The organism is Rhodoferax sp. (genome assembly GCF_028689305.1).
Classification (GTDB): Bacteria; Pseudomonadota; Gammaproteobacteria; order Burkholderiales; family Burkholderiaceae_C; genus Rhodoferax.
Genome location: NZ_JAQTWM010000001.1, coordinates 59,514 through 83,048 on the forward strand (window position 1 = coordinate 59,514; position 23,535 = coordinate 83,048).

Consider the following 23,535-nt stretch of genomic DNA (forward strand, 5'->3'; position numbering starts at 1 on the left):
AAGCGGGCTTGGCGAATGCTCTGCACCAAGGTCAGCGCATCCGCGGTGAGGGTTGAGTTGGGCACAGTGTTTCCCGGTTGGATGAATCAATGGCAATGCCTGCAAGCATAGGTCGCAGGCGGCCCGGCGCAGGCCATTTGGGACCTTTGTCCCATGCCAAGGCTGCCAGGCCCTGGCGTTCTTACCATTTGCAGCCATCACGCTTGTGCGGACATTTCAGAAACCATCGATATGAATCAAAAAGAAGTTTTCTCAAAGCGGGGCGCAGCATCCATGCTGCTCGTCTTGGCGGGCTGCGGTGGGGGTAGCGGTAGCAACAGCCCTTCATTGGTCACACCACCGGTCGCCGACGATCCGCTGGCGGCTTATGCTTGGCACTTGAACAACACGGGCCCCACCCAGACGGTTTCGGCCATCGACAACTCCGATGCGGTGGCCGGCATTGATGCGCATGTGGCATCGGTGCATTTGGGCGGTGCAGGCCTCACCGGCAAGGGCATCCGCATTGCGGTGGTTGACTCCGGGCTGGAAATCGGTCACGAGGATGTCAGCCCCAACGTGTTGGCGGGCATGTCCTTTAACTTTCTCAACAACTCGTCAGACCCCAGTCCGTCACGCACCCGTGCGGACTCCAACCTGGCCGATCATGGCACCGCGGTTGCCGGGGTGGCGGCCGCCAAGGGCTGGAACAATCTGGGCTCCCGCGGGTTGGCGCCCAATGCCTCATTGCAGGGCTTTGCCCCGCTGGAGCTGGTCAACGGCGTGGCGGAGGGTTTGAGTTTTGGCGCACATGCCGATTTGGTTACAGCAGTTTCAGGCACGGATCTGGTGCTGGCCAACACCTTCGGCTCGCGGGCCGATCTGGTGGATATCTTCAACTACAGCGCGGGAGCGGACTATGCCTCCCCCAAAACCGACCCCACGGCACCCGATCCGCGAACCATCTCGGCCCACTATGGCACCACCGCCCTGCGCGCTGGTAAAGGGGCCATTTACTTTCAGGCCGCCGGCAATGAATTTCTGGGTTCGCGCGAGGCGTTCTTGCAGGACGGCAGCACGATGCTGGTTCGATGCGCAGGCGCCTACGCCCAGGACGGTATCCTGGAGCGTTTTTCCAACAGCGCTGCGGGCTACTCTTGCCTGGACACCAATTACGAGATTCAGGGACAACCCTATTTCATGAAGGTGGCCGCCATTGCCGCCAACGGCCGGGTCGCGCCCTACTCCAGTGCCGGCGCCAGCAACTGGGTCACTGGTTTTGGCGGTGAATCCGGCACTGACAAGCCAGCCATCGTGGCGCCCGATGACAGTGGCTGTGACCTTGGGCAAAACAACGTGGCCAACCAGGCCTCGCTGGTGGCCAGGTACGCTGCAGCAGCGCTGAAGCTGGTGGCTGATCTATTTGGCCAGTCCAAGCTGGACCCCCATTGCAACTACACCGGCACCATGAATGGCACCTCTGCGGCGGCGCCATCGCTGTCTGGCATTGCCGCCTTGATGCTGGAGGCCAACCCGGCTCTGAGCTGGCTGGATGTGAAATACATCCTGGCCAAGACCGCCCGCCAGGTCGACAGCGGCATTGCCCATGGGGCGCAGGCCGTGACCTACCTGCCCGTGGGCGCCAGCCAGCCGCTGGTGCTGAGCGACCCGTGGGTGACGAATCAAGGGGGGTTTCACTTCCAGCCGCGTTACGGATTCGGTTTGGCGGATGCCGCAGCGGCGGTGGCCATGGCCAAGACCTATGCCCCACCCAGCGGACGCCGTGCTGCACCGCTCACCGCCAACCTGAGCGGTGCATCCAGCGCCTCCAACCTGGCACCCAGCGCTGGGAATGTGGCGGTCATCACCCAGGACGCCACCTTCCCGGCTGGGGTGTCCGGCCCGATCCAGGTGGATCTGACCCTGACCAACACCACCGGGCGAGCCCTCAACCCCGGGACACTGCAGTTTGAATTGCTCAACACACTGACCGGCGAACGCTCGATTCTGTTGCCGGCCTATGGCGCCTGGTATGTGGGCGGCAAAACCGATCAGATCCTGGCCAACGGGCGGCAACAATTCCGTTTCTTCACCAATGCCTTCTATGGCGACAGCCTGACTGGCACCTGGACGCTTCAGATCATGCTGGTGGACGGCCCGGCCAACGAATCCAGCACATTCAATACCAGCACGCTGACGGGCGTGACACTCACCTCTTACAGCATTTAAGGGCAAGACCATCATGACCCCCCACACACCACTGCGCACACTCGGCCTGGGCATCCTGCTCACACTGGCCAGCCAGGCCATGGCCGGCAACGTCTTTACCATGAATGGCCGCAGTGTCGAACTGCTGCCGTCAACAGCGGCGACCAACAAGGCCACACCAGCAGGCAGCACGCCGCTCATCTCGGTGAAAGATATCGAATCTGGTCAGGTAAAGCTGTACGCCAGCGGACTGATCATCACCCTCAAAGAAAGCAGCACCCTGAAGGCCCTGCTGAGCGATTACCCCGCGCTGAGTCTGCAATATGCGCCAGGGGTGTATGCCTATGTGCAAGTTTCCAATGCCGCCTTGGCCAGCACCTTCGACGCCTTGAGTGCCGACCCCCGTGTTGCTGCCGTTCACCTGCGTCCGGTACCGATCCGCGTCCATCCCAGGTAAGCAGCCCGACACGAGGCGTCAAGCGGCTTGCACGCTCATGCGGTCAGAGCGCCACAGCCAACGTATCAGGACACGATGTAGGCGGCCGAACCGGTTGACAACAATTTGCCATCGGCGCCCAGGAACTCCATGCGCGTCGAGGCCACACGCGAGCCCAGGCGCATCACTTCAGCACGCAGTTCAAACCACTCACCAATACCAGGACGCAGGTAGTCCACCCGCAGGTCAATGGTGCCCAGCTTGGCAAACCGCTGCAGCCGCAGGGCGGGTGGCTCATCCATGTGCCGGGCACCGATGGCGGCCATCACCGCCAGTCCACCCATGGCATCGAGTCCGGCGCTGATGACGCCGCCATGCAGACGGTTGTAGGCATAGTGCCCCACCAGTTCATGACGCATGTCGATGCGGGCCCGGACCTGCTCCGGTCGCAACGAGGTGATTTTCAGGCCCAGGACCTGGTTGAACACAATCAACTCTTCAAACACTTTTTGCAGCCCGGCAATGAATTCGGGTTCAAAAGTGACGGCGGTATCAGCGCTGTTTGCGATTTTGGAGTGGGGCATTATTTACTATAATATTTATAGCTAAAGATCATTATATTATGCGGGCTAACACCTTATTTTTCTTACAAATTTGAAAAATCCGGCTTGCGCTTTTCCAGAAATGCGCCAAACGCCTCCTTGGCTGCCGGTTCCCCCAACATGCGGCCAAACACAGCAGCCTCCTCGGCCATGCACTGCGCCACCTGAGCGGCCTGACCCTGCTTCATCAGGCGTTTGACTTCGCGCAACGCTGCCGTCGGTTTGGCTGCCAGCTTGCTCGCCTGGCGCTGCGCCAGCGCATTGACCTCGGTCGGCGGCACGATGCGGCTGATCAGACCCATCTCCAGCGCGGCTTCAGCCATGAACGGCTCCCCCAGCATCAGCGCCTCGGCGGCGCGGACATAACCCATGCGTTGCGGTGCCAGCAGGCTGCTGGCGGCTTCCGGGCACACGCCCAGATTGACAAACGGCATGGAGAACGCGGCGTTGTCACCGGCATACACCAGATCGCAGTGAAACAACATGGTGGTGCCAATGCCCACTGCCGGGCCACACACGGCGGCGACCACCGGCTTGGGGAAGGTGCTGAGCGTGCGCAGAAAACGGAACACCGGCACGTCAGGCGAGACCGGCGGTGCTTTCAGGAAGTCGGCGATGTCATTGCCGGCACTGAAGACAGTCTCATGCCCCTGGAAGACCACCACCCGCACACGCTCGTCGGCCTGCGCCAGTTCCAGAGCGTCAGCCAGGGCGGTGTACATGGCCGTGGTGAGTGAATTTTTCTTGTCCACGCGGTTCAGCGTGAGGGTGGTGACACCGGCTTCGGTGTGACTCAGGATATCGGCGCTGTGGCCGCCTTGGGTTGATGTGTGGCTCATGGTTGTCGGTCCTTCATGTTCGGGATTGTCACAGCTTAGCGGCCCTTTTTGCCAGCAGGTGACGGTTGCCATGGAGGATCTCCACACTCACACCGCTCGCGGCACGGCCAATCCGGCTAGCCAGTCGGCCATGCGTGGCCAGAGTTTGCTTTCCTGCTCGCTGCGAAACGGACCAAAATGGCCGATGCGGTGCACGGCCAGATCGGACGGGACAATGCGATGCACCTCGCGCTGGGCGTTTTCATACAAATTGATCAGACTGTGCGTACCGCGCAGGGTCATCAGCTCGTCATCAGCGATCGACAGGGCTGTGACCGGAAAACGGACGCTGGCATAACGTTGCCGCACCGCCTCACCCTCCGCGCCCACACTGTAGTTCGGGTGCAGGCACCAGGAACGCCATTGCATCATGACACCGGCAGGCAGGTCTCCCACCTTGCGCAGCCGGCGGCCCGGAAAATAGCCGAACAACCGGGTCGCCACAGGCACGAGAAAGTACCAAAAATAAGGCACGATGCGCTTGAGCTGCGGCGCGTTCTCGCGCCAGTAGCCGCTGCCTGCCGCCACGCTGAGCATGCCAGCCACCTTGTGTGTATTCCCCAGCAAGCCCGGCAACTGCGCGCCCAGACTGTGTCCCAGCAGGTACAGCGGCTGGGCCGGCAGGCAGGCTTTGGCGTGATCAATCACCGCCTCGTAATCACGCACCCAGTCGTGCAAATCGGCCTGGAAGCCCTTGAGCCCGCCGCTGGGCCGGGAGTCGCCCATGCCACGGTAGTCAAAAGTGCAGACCTGCCAGCCCCGCGCTGACAGCCATTGGGCAAAAGGCGCGTAATAGTCTTGCCGCACGCCCATGGCTCCCCCAATAACCACGCTGCCGTGCGCCACGCCCTGGGCCGGGTAGCTGCGCACCGAAATCGGCGTGCCATCGCTGGACAACTGGGTGTAGACGAGGGGCGAAAACTCGGTGTCCATGTTGTGCTCCTGTGGTCAAGATAGGGGTTCAAAGTCAAAGAAAAAAGCCACCCAAAGGTGGCCTGTGTGATGAACGTTCAAACGCGCTCAAAGATGCCGGCAGCGCCCTGCCCCATGCCGATGCACATGGTCACCATGCCGTATTTGCCCTGAGTGCGTTGCAGCCCATGGATCACGGTCGCAGCACGAATCGCGCCGGTGGCCCCCAGCGGGTGGCCCAGCGCAATGGCACCGCCCATCGGGTTGACTTTGGACTGATCCAGCCCCAGGGTGTTGATGACGGCCAGCGACTGGGCAGCGAAAGCTTCGTTGAGTTCGATCCAGTCGAGCTGATCCAGCGTCAAGCCACCGTTTTTCAGGGCGGCAGGAATGGCCTCAATCGGACCAATGCCCATGAACTGCGGCGGCACACCCTTGGCCGCAAAGGACACAAAACGCGCCAGCGGTTTCAGGCCAAATTGCTTGACGGCTTTTTCGCTGGCCAGAATCAAAGCGCCCGCGCCGTCGGAGGTTTGTGAACTGTTGCCCGCGGTGACCGAGCCACGTGCGGCAAACGGTGACTTGAGCTTGGCCAGGCCTTCCAGCGAGGTGTCGGGTCGCGCGCCTTCGTCCAGACTGACCACACGCTTTTTCTCGATGACGCCACCCGTGACCAGGTTCGGCGCACGGTCGATGACCTCAATCGGCGTGGTCTCGGCAGTGAAGTAACCCGCAGCCTGGGCGGCCAGGGCTCGCTGGTGCGATTGCAGCGCAAAGGCATCCTGCGCCTCACGGCTGACCTTCCACTGGGTGGCGACTTTTTCAGCCGTCAGGCCCATGCCATAGGCGATGCCGACGTTTTCGTCCTTCTCGAACATCATGGGCGAAAACGAGGGGGCGTTGCCGCCCATCGGCACCATGCTCATGCTTTCCACACCAGCGGCGATCATCACATCAGCTTCACCCACGCGGATGCGGTCAGCCGCCATCTGGATCGCCGACACGCCCGAGGCACAGAAACGGTTGATGGTGACACCGCCGACGCTGGTGGGCAGGCCCGCCAACACAGCAGCGATACGCGCAATGTTCAGGCCAGCCTGGCCTTCGGGCATGGCGCAACCGCAGACGATGTCTTCGATCGCATTCGGGTCCAGGTTGGGCACCTGGGCCAGCGCGGACTTGAGCACAGCCACCAGCAAGTCGTCCGGGCGGGTGTTGCGGAAGAAACCGCGTGAGGATTTGCCGATGGGGCTGCGGGTGGCCGCAACGATGTAGGCGTCTTGAACTTGTTTCATGGGGAAACTCCTTTATTTTTTCGACGTGGGTATCCACGCCCAGATGAATTCACATTGGATGGGCTCAGCACCCGACTCGTCACTGACCTGCACCTGCACGCTGACTTCGCCCTTGTGGCTTTGCTGCATCAGCGCACGTTGCTCATCCGACAACATGGCCACGGCGCGCATGGCACCCTGGGCACGTTTTTTGAAGTCAATGTGCATGCTCTTGGCCAGCGGCAGGCAGTCGTCGCGCACATTCATGCCGACCACCATGCCGGTGGCGGTTTCGGCCAGCAAGGCCATGGCCGCTGCGTGCACACCGTGGATGTGGTTTTGCACCGGGCGGCGGTTGGCAATGGCAATCTCGACCCGTTGCGGGGTCATCAGCACAAACTCCAGCCCGGCCGTGCCGGTGAAGGGCACGGTGCGGCCCATCACCTTGTTGCGCACCCAGGGGCGCAGTGGCGCGGGGACCCGATCCAACTTGGCGAGGGAACGCGCTAGGCGGTTGGGCTTCATAACGGCAGCGTGGGTCATCGTGGCCTCTTATAGAAGTGAGTTCGTGATTGAGGAAGCGTAGCGCGCGGCTCTCAGGCTAGGTGGACGGAGCGCAGCAACCGGAACGTACATCTGTACGTGAGGATTGCGAGCACCGCCCAACGACGCCTGGGAGTCGCGCAGTAGCTTCATCAATTACGAACCGGCTTGCCGGTGGACATCATGCCCATGACGCGTTCTTGCGTCTTGGGGTGTGTCAACAGCGAGCAGAAGGCCTGGCGCTCCAGCGTCATCAGGTATTCCTCGCTCACCAGGCTGCCGGCATCGACATCACCGCCACACACCACGTTGGCGATCAGGCTGGCAATGTGGAAGTCGTGCGCGCTGATGAAGCCACCGTCGCGCATGTTGACCAGTGTTCCCTTGATGGTGGCGGCACCACTGCGACCGGCCACCGGGAACAGGCGCTTGTGCGGTGCGCGGTAGCCACTGTCGAACAGGGCGCGGGCTTGCGCCAGGGCGACGAACAGCAGCTCGTCCTTGTGCGGCACGACCACATCGCTGTCCAGCAGGTAGCCCAGTTTGCGCGACTCCAGCGCGCTGGTGCCCACCTTGGCCATGGCGGCGGCGGTGAAGCCTTCGGTCAAGAACGGCAGCAGGTCTTTGCCGGTCGAGTTTGCTGCGTTTTCTGCAGCACGCCGCGCAATGTAGGTGAGGCCCCCTGCCCCGGGAACCAGTCCAACGCCGACTTCCACTAGGCCCACGTAGCTTTCCATGGCGGCCACGCGTTTGGCGGAGTACACCGCCAGTTCGCAACCACCACCGAGTGCCAGGCCACGCACGGCAGAGACCACCGGCACGGCGGCATAACGGATTTTCAGCATGGCTTGCTGCATCTCGGCCTCGGCCCCGTCGATGGCCTTCACACCGCCGACCATGAAGGCCGGCAGCATGGCTTGCAGGTCGGCCCCGGCAGAGAACATCTCGTCGTTGCTCCAGATCACCAAGCCCTTGTAGTTGGCCTCGGCCAGGTCCACCGCCTGCACCAGGCCTTCGACCACGCCAGGGCTGATGGCGTGCATCTTGGTCTTGATGCTGGCAATCAGCACATCGGCATCCGCACCGGGCAGCGTCCACAGGCGGATGGCTTCGTCTTCATGCAGCGTGGTGCCTGCGGTGGCCGCATCTGCCGCCTGGGATCCGAGCACGTTTTCCGGGAAATACTGGCGCACATAAACCGGCAGGCTGCGCACGGGCACAAATTGGCCGGTGGTGGGGTTCCATGAGCCTTGTGGGGTGTGTACACCACCGGCTTCTGCCACCGGGCCCTTGAAGACCCAGTCGGGCAGCGGTGCGCTGCACAGAGCCTTGCCTGCGTCAATGTCTTCCTTGACCATGTTGGCCACGGTGAGCCAGCCGGCCTCTTGCCACAACTCGAACGGACCCTGCTTCATGCCAAAACCCCAACGCATGCACAAATCCACATCGCGGGCGTTGTCGGCGATCTCGGCCAGATGCACGGCAGCGTAGTGGAAGCCATTGCGCAAAATCGCCCACAGGAACTGACCCTGGGCCCCTTCGCTGTTGCGCAGCAGTTGCAGGCGCTCGGCAGCGGGCTTTTTCAGCATGCGGGCATAGACCTCGTCGGCCTTTTGACCGGCGGGCACATACTCTTTGCTGGCCAGATCAAAACGCATGATGTCGCGGCCAACCTTCTTGAAGAAACCGGCCTTGGTTTTCTGGCCCAGGTTGCCCATGTCCAGCAAGGTCTTGAGCACCTCGGGGGTGGCAAAGCTGGCGTAAAACGGATCGGTGTCGAGGGACAAGGTGTCTTGCAGCGTCTTGATGACGTGAGCCATGGTATCCAGGCCCACCACGTCGGCGGTACGGAACGTGCCGGAGCTGGCGCGACCCAGTTTCTTGCCGGTCAGGTCGTCCACCACATCAAAACTCAGGCCAAAGTTGGCCACCTCTTTCATGGTGGCCAGCATGCCGGCCACACCGACGCGGTTGGCGATGAAGTTGGGGGTGTCTTTGGCACGCACCACACCTTTGCCCAGGTTGCTGGTGACAAAGGCTTCCAGGTCGTCGAGGATTTGCGGCTGGGTGGTAGGGGTGTTGATCAGCTCCACCAGCAGCATGTAGCGTGGCGGGTTGAAGAAGTGGATGCCGCAAAAACGCGGTTTGATTTCTTCCGGTAGCACTTCACTCAGTTTGGTGATCGACAGGCCGGAAGTGTTGGAGGCAACGATGGCGTGCGGCGCCAGGAAGGGGGCGATCTTTTTGTACAGATCAAGCTTCCAGTCCATGCGCTCGGCAATCGCCTCGATCACCAGATCACATTCCTTGAGCAGGTCCATGTGCTCTTCGTAGTTGGCTTGGCTGATCAGTGCGGCGTCTTCGGGCACCCCCAGGGGGGATGGCTTGAGCTTTTTCAGGCCGTCAATGGCACGGGTGACGATGCCGCTTTTGGCACCTTCTTTGGCCGGCAGGTCGAACAACACCACCGGGACTTTGACATTGGCCAGGTGCGCTGCAATTTGCGCCCCCATCACACCGGCACCAAGCACGGCAACTTTTTTCACATTGAATCGAGACATGTCTTTTCCTGAAATTTCATGGAAGGTTCTGACCCAGCAGCCCGTTGCAACACAACGCAAGCACAGGCTGCCTGGTGCGGTATCACATTGCGCGAACCCAGGTCTGGGTGCGCCCAAAGAAGGCGATGGAGCCACGCACTTCGAGCTTTTTGCCGCCCTCAATCGGGGTCAGGCGCAAGGTGTACTCCTTGCCGTTTTCCGGGTCAAGAATCTTGCCGCCTTCCCAGACTTCTTTGCCTTCAACCTGTTTGGCACCTCGGATGATCTCCAGGCCCAGCAAGGGTTTGTCCTTGCGGTCGTCCGAGCACTCTTTGCACACGGCTTTTTGGTCAGCATCCTTGCGCAGCAACTTGTCAATGCGACCCTTCAGCACGCCGCCGTTGTCGGCAATGACGATCAGGCTTTTGAGTTCGCCGGTTTTGTCGTCAATGCTGTGCCAGCTGCCCACGGGGGACATCTGGGCCGATGCCGCACCGCAAGCCGCAATCAAAATAAGAGCAGCTTGCGCACGTTTTACAAGGGATAGGGCCTGGTTTGTCATGTAAGTCTCCGGTTGTGGGTGTTTCGGTCAAGTTCAGGCCAGGGCTGCATCGGTGTCCATCAAGACCTTGCTGCCCGCGCGTGCGGTGCGCATGGCGGTGGCGGTCTCGGGGAACAGCTTGGCAAAGTAGAAGCGTGCGGTTTGCAGCTTGGCAACATAGAACGGGTCAGTGTTGCCCGCGGAGATCTGGCGCAGCGCGACTTGCGCCATACGTGCCCAGAAGTAGCCAAACACCAGGTGACCGGCCACACGCAGGTAATCCACCGCAGCCGCGCCGACCTCATCGGGGTTCTGGAATCCTTTGAAGCCGATCTCAGAAGTGAACTTGGTCATCTGATCAGCCAGCACGGCCACCGGGGTGATGAATTCGGCCATCTTCTCGTTGACACCTTCTTCGGCCACCAAGGCACCCACCAGCTTGCCAAATTTCTTCAACGTAGCGCCGTTGTTGCTCAGCACCTTGCGGCCCAGCAGGTCCAGACTCTGGATGGTGTTGGTGCCCTCATAGATCATGTTGATGCGGTTGTCGCGCACAAACTGCTCCATGCCCCATTCCTTGATGAAACCGTGGCCGCCAAACACCTGCATGCAGGCATTGGTGGAGATGTGGCCGTTGTCGGTCAGGAAGGCTTTGCAGATCGGTGTCAGCAGGGCCAGCAATTCGCCAGAGTCTTTGCGCACTTTTTCATCGGGGTGGTTGTGCTCTTTTTCCAGCAGCATGGCGCTGAAACACAGCAGGGCACGGCCACCTTCGGCGTAGGCCTTGGCAGTGAGCAGCATCTTGCGTACATCGGGGTGCACCAGAATCGGGTCTGCCGGTTTGTCCTTGGCTTTGGGGCCGGTGAGGGCGCGCATCTGGATGCGGTCTTTGGCATAAGCCAGCGCGTTCTGGAAGGCCACCTCGGTCAGGCCCAGGGACTGGTTGCCAACGCCCAGGCGGGCGGCATTCATCATCACAAACATGCCCTGCATGCCCTTGTTGGGCTGGCCGACCATGGTGCCGACCGCACCGTCAAGCACGATCTGCGCAGTGGCATTGGACTTGATGCCCATCTTGTGCTCCAGGCCGCCACAGTAAATGCCATTGCGCTCACCCAGGGAGCCATCCGCATTGACCATGAATTTGGGCACGATGAACAGGCTCACGCCCTTGATGCCGGGGGGCGCATCAGGCAAGCGGGCCAGCACCAGGTGGATGATGTTGTCAGCCAGGTCGTGCTCACCGGCGCTGATGAAGATTTTGTTGCCAGTGAGGCGGTAAGTGCCGTCGGCTTGCGGCTCGGCCTTGGTGCGCATCAGGCCAAGATCGGTACCGCAATGCGGTTCGGTCAGGCACATGGTGCCAGTCCATTCCCCGCTGGTCATCTTGTGCAGGTAGGTGGCTTTTTGCTCGGGTGTGCCGTGGGTGTGCAGGGCCGCGTAGGCCCCGTGGGTCAGGCCGGGGTACATGGTCCAGGCCTGGTTGGCCGAGTTCATCATCTCGTAAAAACACTGGTTGATCACCAGCGGCAGGCCTTGGCCGCCAAACTCGGGGTCACAGGCCAGCGCGGCCCAGCCGCCTTCAATGTACTGTTTGTAGGCGGCCTTGTAGCCGGTGGGAGTGGTCACCGCATGGGTGGTGATGTCAAGCTGGCAGCCTTCGGCATCGCCAGAAATGTTCAGTGGCAACAGCACATCGGTCGCGAACTTGCCACCCTCTTCCAGAACGGCATTGATGGTCTCGGCATCCATCTCGGCATGCACTGGCATAGCTTGTAAATCAGCCGTGACGTTAAGCACTTCATGCATGACAAACTGCATGTCACGCAAAGGGGGGGTGTAAACAGCCATGGGGTTTCTCCTAGAAAAAATGGGAATCAGACAGTGAATGGGGGCACGCGAACGGCAGCCTTGCCGTAGCGCAACAAAATGTTTTCGAATCCGGTGTTGGCCCGCTCAATGGCTCCCGGATTTTTCAGGAAGCGGGCTTCGTAGTGCAGCGCCAGAATCAGACCGTGAATTTCAAACGCCATCTGCTGCGCGTCGGCATCGCTGACCAAATGGCCTTCATCGCGGGCCTGTACTACGGCACGGTACATGGCATTCAACCAGGTCTGGACAGAACTTGCCAGCGCGTCCCGCACCGGGCCTGGACGGTCGTCAAACTCCACGGCGCCGCTGATGAAAATGCAGCCGGATTGGATTTCAACCGCCACGACTTTCATCCAGTTGGCAAACAGGGCACGCACCCGTGGCAAGCCACGCGGCGCATTCATGGCCGGGAAAAATACCTCATCGGAAAACCGCCGGTAGTACTCACGCACCACCGAAATCTGCAGTTCTTCACGCGAGCCAAAGTGAGCAAACACCCCGGATTTGCTCATGCGAGTGACTTCCGCCAACGCGCCAATACTCAGGCCCTCCAGGCCAATCTGCTCAGCCAGACCCAAAGCAGCATTGATGATCAACTGCTTGGTCTGCTGGCCTTTTTGCAAGGCACGTTCACCACGCGAGGCTTCAGAGCCTCGGGCGTCAGCGGATCGGCTCCGCTTGGGTTTAGGATTCAGCTGGGTCATGTTGAACAAAAAGAACGATCGTTCTATTTTGCAACATTTCCCTGGATAGTGCACTGCCCAGAGGGCTTCTAGGGGAAAGTTTCTAGCAAATTCAAGGGTTTACCCTGAAAGAAAAGGTTGCCGACCTGCTCACCCCGCGAGCATCAGCGCCAGACAGGCATCGAGTTGTTCACACGGGGAGCGTTTAAACCCCGATCTGACATAACGTTGCAGGCGTCCCCGGACAAATGCCGCCATGACAGCGGCACACACCTGAGCCTCCAATGTTGGGGTTACAGCGTTGGCAGTGACGCCCTGTTCGCGCAAACTTTGTTTGAGCGTCGCTTCAATCTTGTCAAAGAAAAGAGTCATGCGATGTTGCAACCGTTCATGTTCCAACACCAGGGCATCCCCCACCATGACCCGCGCCATGCCCGGATTTTTTTCGGCGAACTGCAGCAGCATGGCCACCGTCTGTGCCACCCGACGCCGCCCCGATTCCGCTGTCCTGACCTCGATTTGGTTGATCAGTGCAAACACGGTCTGTTCAATGAAGTCGATCAACGCCTCGTACATCTGTGCCTTGCTGGCAAAGTGGCGGTACAGCGCGGCTTCACTCACCTGCAAGCGGGCCGCCAACGCCGCCGTGGTGATCCGGTCGCCGTCAGGTTGCTCCAGCATGCCCGCCAAGGCCTGCAAAATTTGCTCACGCCGCTCACCGGGTTTAGGCCGGGAGCGACGCTCCGGTGTCACAGCAGTCATGAGCGGTTCCGTCATGTAGCGTGTCATCAATGTGAGCGAATCATCGTGCCAAAAGCCTGGTCCGTCAGAATTTCCAGCAGCAGCACATGCGGTACACGCCCGTCAATGATGTGCACCGAGTTGACGCCGCTTTTGGCGGCATCCAGAGCACCGGCGATCTTGGGCAGCATGCCACCACTCAAGGTGCCGTCAGCAAACAACCCATCAATTTGACGGGCCGTCAGGTCAGTGAGTAATTCACCGGCCTTGTTCAGCACACCGCTGATGTTGGTCAGCATCATGAGCTTTTCGGCCTTCAGCACAGTGGCCAGTCTGGCGGCTACCACATCAGCGTTGATGTTGTAGCTTTCATTGTTCTCACCAAAACCGATGGGGCTGATGACGGGAATAAAGGCGTCGTCCTGCAGCGCCTTGACCACACCGGGGTCAATGCTGATGATGTCACCCACCTGGCCAACGTCATGCTCCTTGCTGGCATCGGCACTGTCCAGCATTTTGAGCTTCTGGGCGCGAATCATGCCGCCATCGCGCCCGGTCAGCCCCACCGCCTTGCCACCCGCGTGATTGATCAAACCGACGATATCCTGCTGAACCTCGCCAGCCAGGACCCACTCCACCACCTCCATGGTTTCAGCGTCGGTCACTCGCATGCCCTGGATGAATTCGCCCTTCTTTCCCAAACGTTTCAAGGCTGTTTCGATTTGTGGCCCACCGCCATGCACCACCACCGGATTGATGCCCACCAGTTTGAGTAACACCACATCTTCGGCAAAAGCCGCCTGCAGCGCAGGATCTGTCATGGCGTTGCCACCATATTTGATGACCATGGTTTTGCCGTGAAACTTGCGGATATAGGGCAGCGCCTGCGCCAGTATTTCGGCTTTGTCGCGTGGAGCAATGTGGGTCACGTTGGTCATGGAAGATTCATCCAGCTAATTGGAAACAGTCTGACACAGCAAATTGTGCCGCATGTCGCGATACCCTTCGCGCAGCCGGTCATCGGCGTCCTCCCGCAGACACCACCGGAGCCACCCGAATACCAGGCATCATGCCCCTGACTGTGCCTGATAGCCATGCACACAAGTCTGCAATACGCTTTTGATCGCGGGCACATCATTGGCTTCTGCTGCTCGACGTAAAACACGCAAATGTGGCTCCAGTTGTGACCATTCAAGATGATCTTCATGCGCCTTCATGATGCGAGGGTGAGCAGTGGGTGTCGGGTTGTCGCCAATCAGCAGTTCTTCATATAGTTTTTCACCGGGGCGCAGACCGGTCACTGTAATCTCGATGTCACCATCTGGCTGCAACGCATTGCGCACGCGCAACCCCGAAAGCTCTACCATGCGACGCGCCAGATCCATGATTTTCACCGGCTCGCCCATGTCCAGCACAAACACATCCCCCCCCTCCGCCATGGCACCAGCTTGCAACACCAGTTGCGCGGCCTCAGGAATCGTCATGAAATAACGTGTGACCTCGGTATGGGTCACGGTAAGTGGTCCGCCAGAAGCCAATTGACGCCTAAACAAGGGCACCACACTGCCACTGGAACCCAATACATTGCCAAACCGTACCATGCAAAAACAAGTCCTGGGCATGCCGGCCGCCATGGCCTGCAAGACCAGCTCAGCCATCCGTTTGCTTGCCCCCATGACATTGGTGGGCCGTACTGCCTTATCTGTGGACACCAGCACAAAATGGGCAACCCCACTGGCCAGGGCGGCCTGCGCCATGTTCAACGTCCCAAAGACATTGTTCAAAATGCCTTCACCTGGGTTGTCTTCAACCATTGGCACATGTTTGTAGGCAGCTGCGTGATACACCGTGTACGGTCGATAAGTTGCACAAACCGCGGCCAAACGGTCAGGATTCGCCACACTGCCCAACAAAGGAACCAAATCCAGTCGCAATCCAAGCGCTGCACAAACGTCCAGCAATTCCTGGTGAATGGCGTAAAGACCAAACTCGTTATGGTCAAACAGCAGCAATTGCCGTGGGCGTTGCAACAGAATCTGGCGCGTCAACTCGCCACCAATGCTACCCCCAGCACCGGTCACCAGCACCACCTTATCTGTCAGGTTTTTGGCCAACAAGGCAATATCCGGGGGCACCGGATCGCGCCCCAGCAAATCTTCGACATCGAGTTCACGAAAATCCTGTATGGTGACGCGGCCACTGGCCAAGTCTGACAAGCCCGGAAGCGTGCGGACATGTACCGGCAAATGGCGCAAGCTCTCCAAAATGGCATTCCGACGATCCCTGGACACACTGGGCAGAGCAAGCAGAATATCCGTCACCCCCTGACTTGCGACAACGGCTGTTATTTCTGTGGGCCCGATCACAGGCACACCGTTGACACTGCGCCCAATCTTGGTGGCATCGTCGTCGACAAAACCAATCAAGGCATATTGTGGTGACAAGTGCAATGCTGCAGCAGTTTGCACCCCTGCCGCACCGGCACCGTAAATCAGCAAACGCCCATCCATCTGGGCGCCCACACGCCCTAGATCAGCCAGCCAAAATCGGGCGACAGCCCGACTTGCCCCCACCAGAAATAAAAACACCAGCGGCTGAAGCACACCCAGGCTGCGCGGCACCATCGGCCATTGCGTCCACAGCAAAATGACCGACAACAGCCCGCCATACAGCAGCACCGCCAGGCCAGTTGCCTGCAGTGCAGCTTGCCCCGTGTACCTGAAAATGGCTCGATACAAACCAAACCGAACGAAAATCGGGATCGACAACACCGGGGCCAAAAAATAGACCCACCATTGCGCTCCCGACGGCCAATGGGGCTGGTCGAGCCGCAGGGTGTAGGAAATCCAGGTTGCCAGCAGCGCCAGAAAGATATCCAGCGCCACCACCACCAGCCGCTTCGCCGAACGCGGCCACTCAAGTACCCTGCTTTGCATCAACAAACCCTGAGGCAACCCCGCTTAGACACCAATTGCAAACGATTCCTTGGACTGCCCTTGTGCGACCAGAGCAGCGAGCCAACGTGGCATCAACCCGCGGCCGCTCCAGGTTTCTCCGTTCGGCCCACGGTATTTTGCAGGTGCCGGGTTGCTGGATTTGCCTGGTTTGTTCGTCACTTTGCGCCCTCGCGCTTTGCCACCCTGAAGATCATCCAAGGTAATACCAAAGGCTTCCATTTTGGCGAGGATTTCCTGCACTGTTTTGTCAAACTCCTTTGCCTTCAACTCATCAGCCTGCTTTTGCAACAATGCGATTTGATTTTGAATGTCGATCAAACTGGTCATATTCAACACCTATACATGAACGTTAAGAAAACCCAAAGATCCCTGAACATCACTTGGACGTGATTTCTAATGGGAAATATTATCTCTCTTTAAAACTTTCAAGGCTGTCAAAAAAATAATTCTGACATCAAAAAAAATAGATTTTTTTTGCATGTATTCAATATCAAGCGCCACTTTCTCAGGTATAGGAAGCTCATCACGGCCATTGATCTGCGCCCATCCAGTCAAACCTGGGAGCAATTGATGAACGCCGGCATCGGTACGTAATTGAATCAAATCATGTTGATTGAATAGGGCGGGTCGCGGCCCGACAAAACTCATATCACCATGAATAATGCTCCATAACTGTGGCAATTCATCGAGACTGGATTTCCTCAAAAAACCGCCAACCGGGGTCAAATAAGCACCTGGGTTATTCAACAAATGCGTAGCCACTGCCGGTGTCCCTATTTGCATACTGCGAAATTTGGGCATTTTGAACAACCTATTGTTCTGCCCCACCCGATCAGACCAATACAACACGGGCCCCCTGGAGGTCAAGGCAACGACAAGCGCAATCAAGATGACCGGAACCATCAAAACCAGACTGGCAAACACGGCCAAAACCAAATCAAAAATTCTTTTCACGGTGATGTCACTCCAGCGGCAGCCCGCATCAACCCTTCTTGCACAGATACAGGTGGCGTCCAGCCCAACAAATTCCTGCTCTTGGCGCTATCCACCTGCAAATTGGCGCACAGACGCTGCACCGCGCCGCCCTTGCCAATCAGCCCCCCAATCAACTGGAGTGTCCATACAGGCACCGGCAACAAACGAACAGGAACACCAAGCGCCTGGGCTAGTCCGCGAACCAGTTCGGACGTGGATAAATCCTTCCCGTCACTGACCAGAAAGGTCTGACCAGCACTTTGAGGGTGCGAAATACAGGTCATGAGGAAGTCCACCAAGTTATCCAGGGCAATCAAGCTGCGTTGATTGTGGACAGCGCCAAGGGGCAAAGGCCAGCCCTTGACCACGACACGCATCAAGGCGTCAAAATTGGCCTTGACACCCGGACCATAAACCAAAGGCGGCCGAATGATGACCAGCTCCAGGCCGGTGGCCTCAGCGATGGCCCGCAAGCCTTGTTCGGCCTCATATTTGCTGATCGCATAGTTATCTTGCGGATCAGGAACATCAGACTCCCGGAAAACGACCCCGGGTCGCGTGAACTCACCATTGACCTTGATGGAGCTGACAAAAACAAAACGCTTCACGCCCGCCGCAACGGCCTGGCGCGCCAAGTTGAGCGTCCCATCAACATTGACACGACGAAATTCAGCCATAGGATCCTCAGCCGTATCGTCCATGACATGAACACGTGCCGCCAAGTGCACCACCACGCTGACACCCGTCAAGGCAGTCGACCAATCCGTCGACGCATGGATATCCCCAACGACAAAAGCACCCGGGATCGACTCCGAAGTTCGCACAGCGGCCCGGACAACCTCCCCCTCTAGCTGCAGACGGGCACACAGCGCACGCCCAATCAACCCGTTGGCGCCAGTTACCAAGATACTCATAACCGATGCTGCGACTTAAGTTGACGATATTCCGCAGAGCATAAAAACCGCAACATGCTGCCGACATGCCAGCGCAGATACCTCAGACTACGATGACTGCGTCGTTGGGCATGATGCACCACACAAGAACCCGGGTCCACGACGACGCGCAGACCAATCAGGTGCAGCCTGGCGCAGATGTCCACGTCCTCGTAATACAGGAAATAGCGTTCGTTGAACCCCTTCAGGTTTTCAAAAACTGCATGAGGAAACAGCATGAACATACCGGCCACCCAATCCACATCCACCAGCTCGTCACCCAAGGCATAGTCAATTGATCGAGTTTTCTTGACCAGTTTTCCCATGATTTTTTTCAATGTCGGAAACCGCCGTGCGCTGTCTTCCGTGGTTCCCGATGGATTCAGGACTCGTGGCGCCACAATACCAATCTTGACTTCCTCCAAACACCCCAGCAACGCCTGGAACGGGCACACATCCAGACGAATATCCGGGTTGAGCACACAAAAATAGTCACCCCGCGCAACCCTGAAGGCCTGGTTATGGTTGGCACCAAACCCTTGAGGCACCGTATTTCTGATGACCGTGATAGGGTAGAAAAAATGGTGCTCATCCACGGTGAAAACCTCGTGAATATTGAGCGTCAAGATCAGTTCAATCGCTTGCCCATGACAATGGGCATGTATATCCTGCATCAAGTCCATCACCATATCCATTTGTCCATGGCTGACCACTGAAATGGAAATGGTGACAGGTCGGGATTCGGTTATTTTTTCCATCGCAAATAGGCTGTATAGATCATCAACCGACGTACGTATTTCAAAATAGAGTACAACACCAGGATCGAGAACTGAATGGCATTGATACATCGATCTTTGTAAAGACGCTGATAATTCCCCAGGTCGCTGCGCTCCATGAGCCAGATTTGAGAGCTGAGCCCCGTGACACCAAACGGATTCTTATAAATAGCCGCCAAAGCAACCGGTAATTTCACGACACGCGTGCTGGTGCACACAATCCGCATCCAGAGCATATGGTCTTCCATATACCGTTGCCGTTCTATGAATCGGTGTTGAATATCGCGTCTCACCATCACCGATGGTGTCACAAACTGATTTTTGAAAATCATGCGCCACTTGCTCACCGGCTGTGCTGCTTCTTTGCCAAGCTCCCAATACGGCAACACCTCCTGCTTCAAAAACCGGCATTCATGCCCCGACATCAGAACATCAGGATTGGCCACCATATAACCGTACTGAACTTCAATTTTCCGAAGATGCCAGGCATCGTCTGCGTCAAGAAAAGCAATCATGGGCTGGCTGGCAGCGGCCCACCCCGCGTTGCGGGCACTACCAGCGCCCACATTCTGATCCAGTAAAACCAGTTTGACCCATCCGGGCTCGTATCGTTCCCGCAACTCATACAACAGCGCCCGGGTGCCATCCTGACTGGCATCGTCCACCAGAACCAGCTCCATCGGCAATACCGTCTGGGCAGCTACCGAGGCCACCGCCCGCTCAAGGGTTTTGGCGCACCGAAAACAGGGGATGATCACACTCACGGCAGCAGTTTTGCTCATGATTGAGCCACCCCTTTGATCACCGCGCGGACACGAGCGAGCTGCCCCGCGAACAAGCGCTTCAACAGCATCAAACCCACCATGACCGACACAGAAAACCATGGTAGCGGAGCATGCCGGCGCAAAAATCGAACACCTGAACGCGTGAAATATTCATCCAGCAGAGGACTCCCCTGGCCAAGACTGGCTGACTGTTGGTGCCAAACCCGGGACCCGGCCGCCACGGCCAGCCGCCAGCCGGCCTGACGTAGACGAAAACCCAAATCGGTATCCTCCCAATACATAAAAAAGGACTGTTCGTCAAAAAGGCCTATCGCCTGCAGGGCTTCACGGCGCAACAACAATGACGCACCAGATACAAAATCCAGTTCAGCGGGTTGTCTTTGGTGCCGTGAACCCCCACGCCAAAGCTGCACCTTGCCACCGCCCCACAACTGGACCTGATCAGCCGGTGCCACCTCGTACAACACCGAACCCACAGCCCCGACAGCCGGATTTTGCTCAGCCACAGCGACCATCTCCGACAAGGCCTGGGGATCCACAGTGGCATCGCTATTGATCAGCCAGACATAATCTGCGCCCCGCTCAAGCGCTTTGCGAATACCCACATTGCACCCGCCCCCGAAGCCCAGATTGGCCCCCGTCTGGAGCAACTCAAGCCCCGGTTGGTGACGCAAAAGATGTTCTGCCGACCCATCGGTTGAGCCATTGTCAACCACGATCAAACTGAAATTGGGGTACTCCAGCTTCTGCAGGGATGCAATACACCCCAGCGTGTCACGCCAACCATTCCAGTTAAGCACCACCACGTCCACACGCTTCATGCCGGTGTCCCTGTCTTGGGTTTGAACCGCAACGCCTGCTTCTCGACAAAATGCCAGGACAGGTAGGCCAGCGTTGCCGTCACCAGGAAAGACAAGCCCAGATACAAACCAAACGGCCAGCCACGCCCCTGTCCCATCTGCGCAATGGTCTGTTGCACCGGGAAAGCAAAAATGTACATGCCGTAGGACAGATCGCCCAACCGATCAGTCAAACCGGCCCCCACAGCCGTTTTTTGGGCCATGATCACCAAGGCAGCAGCAAACAACAAAATGGCGGTGCGTTCCACTCCGCGGGAATCCACAACCAGAAACACGACAAAGACCAGCGCACTCCACAGCAACACCTTTTCCCTGTCTACCGGTGCCTTGGTGCTGACATGCCCGTACCAGACACCCCACCAAAAAAAGCCGACCATTTCAACATGTGTAATGTATTTGTCCCCCACAACACGTGTGCCAAACACCGCCACCAGCACCGCCAGCCCCAAACCAACGCCCCATGCCCTGTTCTCACGGCCTCGTCCAAGAACGCCGGCGAGCGCAACTGACACATAGCAAAAAAATTCAACCGGCAGGGTCCAGAGCGAGCCATTCACCGCCACCGGATAGGGGTTACTTGCAAAAACGCCAGGCAATTCATACCTGACCAACAACACCGAGGTCGTCAGGTAACGCCAAGTCTTCGATGCACTGAAATAGTCCGTCATTGCCAAACTGGACAACACCGGCCCGATCAGCAAAACGGTCACCCCAACCACCAGCCATAACCCCGGGAAAATGCGCAAGGACCGCCGCAGAAAAAACCGATTTGCGTCAGGATCACGCGCCCAACTGGACCACACCAGCCATCCACTCAGGAAGAAAAAAATCGACACGCCTGCGCCACCGAGCGTGGTCCAGTCGAGAAAGGCCGGCTGAACAAACCCCAATACGGCGTATTGGTGGCTGTACAGAACCAGGGTAGCGGCAAACAACCGCAACAGGTCAAGCGAATTCTTCTGTGCTGTCGCCATGAGGCACCGTTCAACGCACCTTGCGAGCGGCAAGGTAATACTGGTAAGTGATCAGGTCCTGAAAAATGCCCAGCGTCAAGGTGTTGAACACCCGCTTTTTTGAAACCCCGTCAAAACCGGTGGTCATGCAAGCCACATCCCCAAGCTGAGCGTGGGACAACAACGCTTGTGCCGTGCCACGGGTGAAAAACCGCAGATGAGTCCGGTCGAGCAAGCCGGCATCCGCATAATCCCAGCGCCCACCAAAAAGCAGCGGAAGCACCACACTGTAATGGCGCACATTGGGAACACTGGCAATCAGCGTTCCCCCGTCGGCCAGATAAGCGCTCACCAGCCGGTCCACAACGGACCAGGGATCGACCATGTGTTCAAGCACATCCAGGCACAAAATGACGTTGAATTTTTCACCCGCCAGGGCGACGTCGCTGCGCTCAAAATCAGCCCAATGCACCTCGTCCGCATGTGCTCTGGCAGCCGCAGCAGCCCCTTCGGCAATTTCAATCCCCACGGTGTAGGATGCTTTTTGGGTTTGGCGAAGCCACCCCAAAGTGGCACCCGATCCACAGCCAAGCTCCAGAACCCGGCCACAGTGCTGCGGCAAAAGCGGCAGTATCTCTTTGCGCGCGTGCGCAAAATAATCGTCTGATTTATCCTGGTAACTTTGCATGTCTCAAATCGTCATGACCGACGGTGTGCGGTCAGTGTGCAAATGCCACATCCAGACCAAAACGCAGTAGTCTACGATGCTTCTCGCCAGCCAGGCCCAGGCAGCACCTTCAATCCCCAACCAGGAAATGGCAAAAAACACCAGTACGGCATAGGGCAGCAACTCTGCGCAATGCAACAGAGCCACCGATCTCACCTTGCCAACCGCCTGCAAAGCCGTGAACGGAATCTGGGCCACCGCATTCACCCCAAAAGCCACCAATAAAATCTGTGTCAAGTGTGAACTCTGCTGCGCCAGGTTCGCCCCCAACCACACCGCCAGCGCCCACGGTGTCATCCAGCAACCTATCAACACCAGGATCGTCACCACCACCGCGCTCAGCCAACTCGACTTGGTCACCAGCCGATGTGCCCTGCTGGCAGCGCCCGGATCCGCGGCTGCCGCCAGGCTGGACAACCGGGTCAATTCTGGCAACAGCACGCTGCACAACGCAGCAACCAGCACGGGCAAACGTGACACCAGATCAAAGGGCACGGCATAAGCCGTGACCGCACTGGCAGTCAAGGTGGCCCCAATGACAAAGCGGTCAACATAAACAATGACCGGGCCAATCACATTGCTGACGGTGACCCACCCGCCAAAAGTCAACAGGCGACGCAGCCAGACACCGCTACCCGCCCTCAACAATACGGCGGTCATGCCCAGAAAACCATGCCCCGTCTGGTCTGCCACCAATTTCCATAACACCAACACATGCAAAGCCCTGACCAGCAGGATGCTGAGACACGCCCACACCAGACTGGGAACATAAACCGCCGTCATGCAGGGGCCGGCCACCAGCAGAACACCGGTCGGGATTCGCAACAAATTAAGCTGACGAAAAGCCCCCACACCCTCCAGATGGCCACGCAGGGAAGAAGACAACAGCAGCAAAGGCAAACTGGGCAACGTCCAGAGCAGGGCCTCAGCCACCTCCAGACGCAATTCGGAGGAGGACATCTGGAACGGGACACCCCAAGTGATCAGCCCCAACCCCAACATCGCCGCCGCCGCAACGCCCAGCCCCAACAGCAGTACTGAGGCCGATCCCAGCACATGCATCTCGTCAGGCCGTGCGCCGTCGCCTTCAGCCCGCAGCGCAGCAACCGCGACCGTCACCGCGCGGCCCAACCCCATATCCAGGAAGCTGAAATAACCAACGACAACCCAGACCAGCGACAACACACCCAAACGTTCCTGCCCCAGGTAACGCATCAACCAGGGCACGGCCAGCAGTGCCGCCAACATGGGCACAACCGTCCCCAGCAAGGACCAGACAGCCGAGCGGATCAGTGAGCGGTGAGAACGGGCGACGACCGACATGTCAACAATCAATAACGAGGCCCCGGCACGGACCGAAG

Annotated in this window: 23 protein-coding genes; 2 read left to right on the top strand and 21 right to left on the bottom strand. The window is 58.4% G+C overall.

The genetic code is table 11. The features are described from left to right. Window positions 1-273: 273 nt before the first annotated feature. Both PHW99_RS00285 and PHW99_RS00290 read left to right on the top strand, forming a co-directional pair. Entirely contained in the window at window positions 274-2,208 is a 1,935-nt protein-coding gene (locus tag PHW99_RS00285) for a S8 family serine peptidase (protein WP_300172568.1), read from the top strand. 13 nt (window positions 2,209-2,221) lie between these two features. Further along, window positions 2,222-2,644, top strand: coding sequence for a hypothetical protein (locus tag PHW99_RS00290; protein WP_300172569.1), 423 nt, complete (start codon window positions 2,222-2,224; stop codon window positions 2,642-2,644). 65 nt (window positions 2,645-2,709) lie between these two features. On the opposite strand, the gene PHW99_RS00295 is transcribed toward PHW99_RS00290, so the two are convergent. The 21 genes from PHW99_RS00295 to PHW99_RS00395 all read right to left on the bottom strand — a co-directional run bounded on the left by PHW99_RS00295 (window position 2,710) and on the right by PHW99_RS00395 (window position 23,497). After that, window positions 2,710-3,207 carry a thioesterase family protein gene (locus PHW99_RS00295; protein ID WP_300172571.1) on the bottom strand — a complete coding sequence of 166 codons (498 nt, stop codon included), beginning with the start codon at window positions 3,205-3,207 and terminating at the stop codon, window positions 2,710-2,712. A gap of 62 nt (window positions 3,208-3,269) precedes the next feature. Beyond that, window positions 3,270-4,064, bottom strand: coding sequence for an enoyl-CoA hydratase (locus tag PHW99_RS00300; RefSeq protein ID WP_300172573.1), 795 nt, complete (start codon window positions 4,062-4,064; stop codon window positions 3,270-3,272). 87 nt (window positions 4,065-4,151) lie between these two features. Further along, window positions 4,152-5,036 carry an alpha/beta fold hydrolase gene (locus tag PHW99_RS00305; RefSeq protein WP_300172575.1) on the bottom strand — a complete coding sequence of 295 codons (885 nt, stop codon included), beginning with the start codon at window positions 5,034-5,036 and terminating at the stop codon, window positions 4,152-4,154. 77 nt (window positions 5,037-5,113) lie between these two features. Further along, window positions 5,114-6,310, bottom strand: coding sequence for an acetyl-CoA C-acyltransferase (locus PHW99_RS00310; RefSeq protein WP_300172577.1), 1,197 nt, complete (start codon window positions 6,308-6,310; stop codon window positions 5,114-5,116). Window positions 6,311-6,322: 12 nt separating this feature from the next. Beyond that, entirely contained in the window at window positions 6,323-6,832 is a 510-nt protein-coding gene (locus tag PHW99_RS00315) for a DUF4442 domain-containing protein (RefSeq protein WP_300172579.1), read from the bottom strand. A gap of 152 nt (window positions 6,833-6,984) precedes the next feature. Then, window positions 6,985-9,393: a 3-hydroxyacyl-CoA dehydrogenase/enoyl-CoA hydratase family protein gene (locus PHW99_RS00320; protein WP_300172581.1), complete on the bottom strand. Its 2,409-nt coding sequence runs from the start codon at window positions 9,391-9,393 to the stop codon at window positions 6,985-6,987. Between the two features lie 82 nt (window positions 9,394-9,475). Next, entirely contained in the window at window positions 9,476-9,934 is a 459-nt protein-coding gene (locus tag PHW99_RS00325; RefSeq protein ID WP_300172583.1) for a DUF2147 domain-containing protein, read from the bottom strand. Between the two features lie 33 nt (window positions 9,935-9,967). Beyond that, complete coding sequence (locus tag PHW99_RS00330; protein WP_300172584.1) at window positions 9,968-11,764, bottom strand: acyl-CoA dehydrogenase C-terminal domain-containing protein; 1,797 nt, start codon at window positions 11,762-11,764, stop codon at window positions 9,968-9,970. 26 nt (window positions 11,765-11,790) lie between these two features. Beyond that, entirely contained in the window at window positions 11,791-12,489 is a 699-nt protein-coding gene (locus PHW99_RS00335) for a TetR/AcrR family transcriptional regulator (protein ID WP_300172586.1), read from the bottom strand. 129 nt (window positions 12,490-12,618) lie between these two features. Then, window positions 12,619-13,230: a nucleoid occlusion factor SlmA gene (gene slmA, locus PHW99_RS00340; protein ID WP_300172588.1), complete on the bottom strand. Its 612-nt coding sequence runs from the start codon at window positions 13,228-13,230 to the stop codon at window positions 12,619-12,621. A gap of 26 nt (window positions 13,231-13,256) precedes the next feature. After that, window positions 13,257-14,147 carry an acetylglutamate kinase gene (argB, locus tag PHW99_RS00345; protein ID WP_300172590.1) on the bottom strand — a complete coding sequence of 297 codons (891 nt, stop codon included), beginning with the start codon at window positions 14,145-14,147 and terminating at the stop codon, window positions 13,257-13,259. Window positions 14,148-14,276: 129 nt separating this feature from the next. Then, window positions 14,277-16,145 (bottom strand): nucleoside-diphosphate sugar epimerase/dehydratase, encoded by a 1,869-nt coding sequence (locus tag PHW99_RS00350; protein WP_300172592.1) that lies wholly within the window; start codon window positions 16,143-16,145, stop codon window positions 14,277-14,279. Window positions 16,146-16,169: 24 nt separating this feature from the next. Beyond that, complete coding sequence (locus PHW99_RS00355; protein ID WP_300172593.1) at window positions 16,170-16,493, bottom strand: H-NS histone family protein; 324 nt, start codon at window positions 16,491-16,493, stop codon at window positions 16,170-16,172. 66 nt (window positions 16,494-16,559) lie between these two features. Further along, window positions 16,560-17,120, bottom strand: a complete 561-nt coding sequence (locus tag PHW99_RS00360; RefSeq protein ID WP_300172595.1) for a sugar transferase — start codon at window positions 17,118-17,120, stop codon at window positions 16,560-16,562. Further along, on the bottom strand, window positions 17,117-18,055 hold the full coding sequence (locus PHW99_RS00365; RefSeq protein WP_300172597.1) for an SDR family oxidoreductase: 939 nt from the start codon (window positions 18,053-18,055) through the stop codon (window positions 17,117-17,119). The genes PHW99_RS00360 and PHW99_RS00365 overlap by 4 nt, the downstream gene beginning before the upstream one ends. Continuing rightward, window positions 18,052-18,921 (bottom strand): glycosyltransferase, encoded by an 870-nt coding sequence (locus PHW99_RS00370; protein ID WP_300172599.1) that lies wholly within the window; start codon window positions 18,919-18,921, stop codon window positions 18,052-18,054. The genes PHW99_RS00365 and PHW99_RS00370 overlap by 4 nt, the downstream gene beginning before the upstream one ends. Continuing rightward, complete coding sequence (locus tag PHW99_RS00375) at window positions 18,819-19,631, bottom strand: glycosyltransferase family 2 protein (protein ID WP_300172601.1); 813 nt, start codon at window positions 19,629-19,631, stop codon at window positions 18,819-18,821. Before PHW99_RS00375 ends, PHW99_RS00370 begins: the two co-directional genes overlap by 103 nt. Next, a complete protein-coding gene (locus PHW99_RS00380; protein ID WP_300172603.1) occupies window positions 19,628-20,455 on the bottom strand; it encodes a glycosyltransferase family 2 protein in 828 nt (275 codons plus the stop codon). The genes PHW99_RS00375 and PHW99_RS00380 overlap by 4 nt, the downstream gene beginning before the upstream one ends. After that, window positions 20,452-21,468 (bottom strand): acyltransferase, encoded by a 1,017-nt coding sequence (locus tag PHW99_RS00385; protein WP_300172605.1) that lies wholly within the window; start codon window positions 21,466-21,468, stop codon window positions 20,452-20,454. Before PHW99_RS00385 ends, PHW99_RS00380 begins: the two co-directional genes overlap by 4 nt. Window positions 21,469-21,478: 10 nt before the next feature. Beyond that, on the bottom strand, window positions 21,479-22,135 hold the full coding sequence (locus PHW99_RS00390; protein ID WP_300172606.1) for a class I SAM-dependent methyltransferase: 657 nt from the start codon (window positions 22,133-22,135) through the stop codon (window positions 21,479-21,481). A gap of 3 nt (window positions 22,136-22,138) precedes the next feature. Next, window positions 22,139-23,497 (bottom strand): oligosaccharide flippase family protein, encoded by a 1,359-nt coding sequence (locus PHW99_RS00395; RefSeq protein ID WP_300172608.1) that lies wholly within the window; start codon window positions 23,495-23,497, stop codon window positions 22,139-22,141. Window positions 23,498-23,535 lie beyond the last annotated feature (38 nt).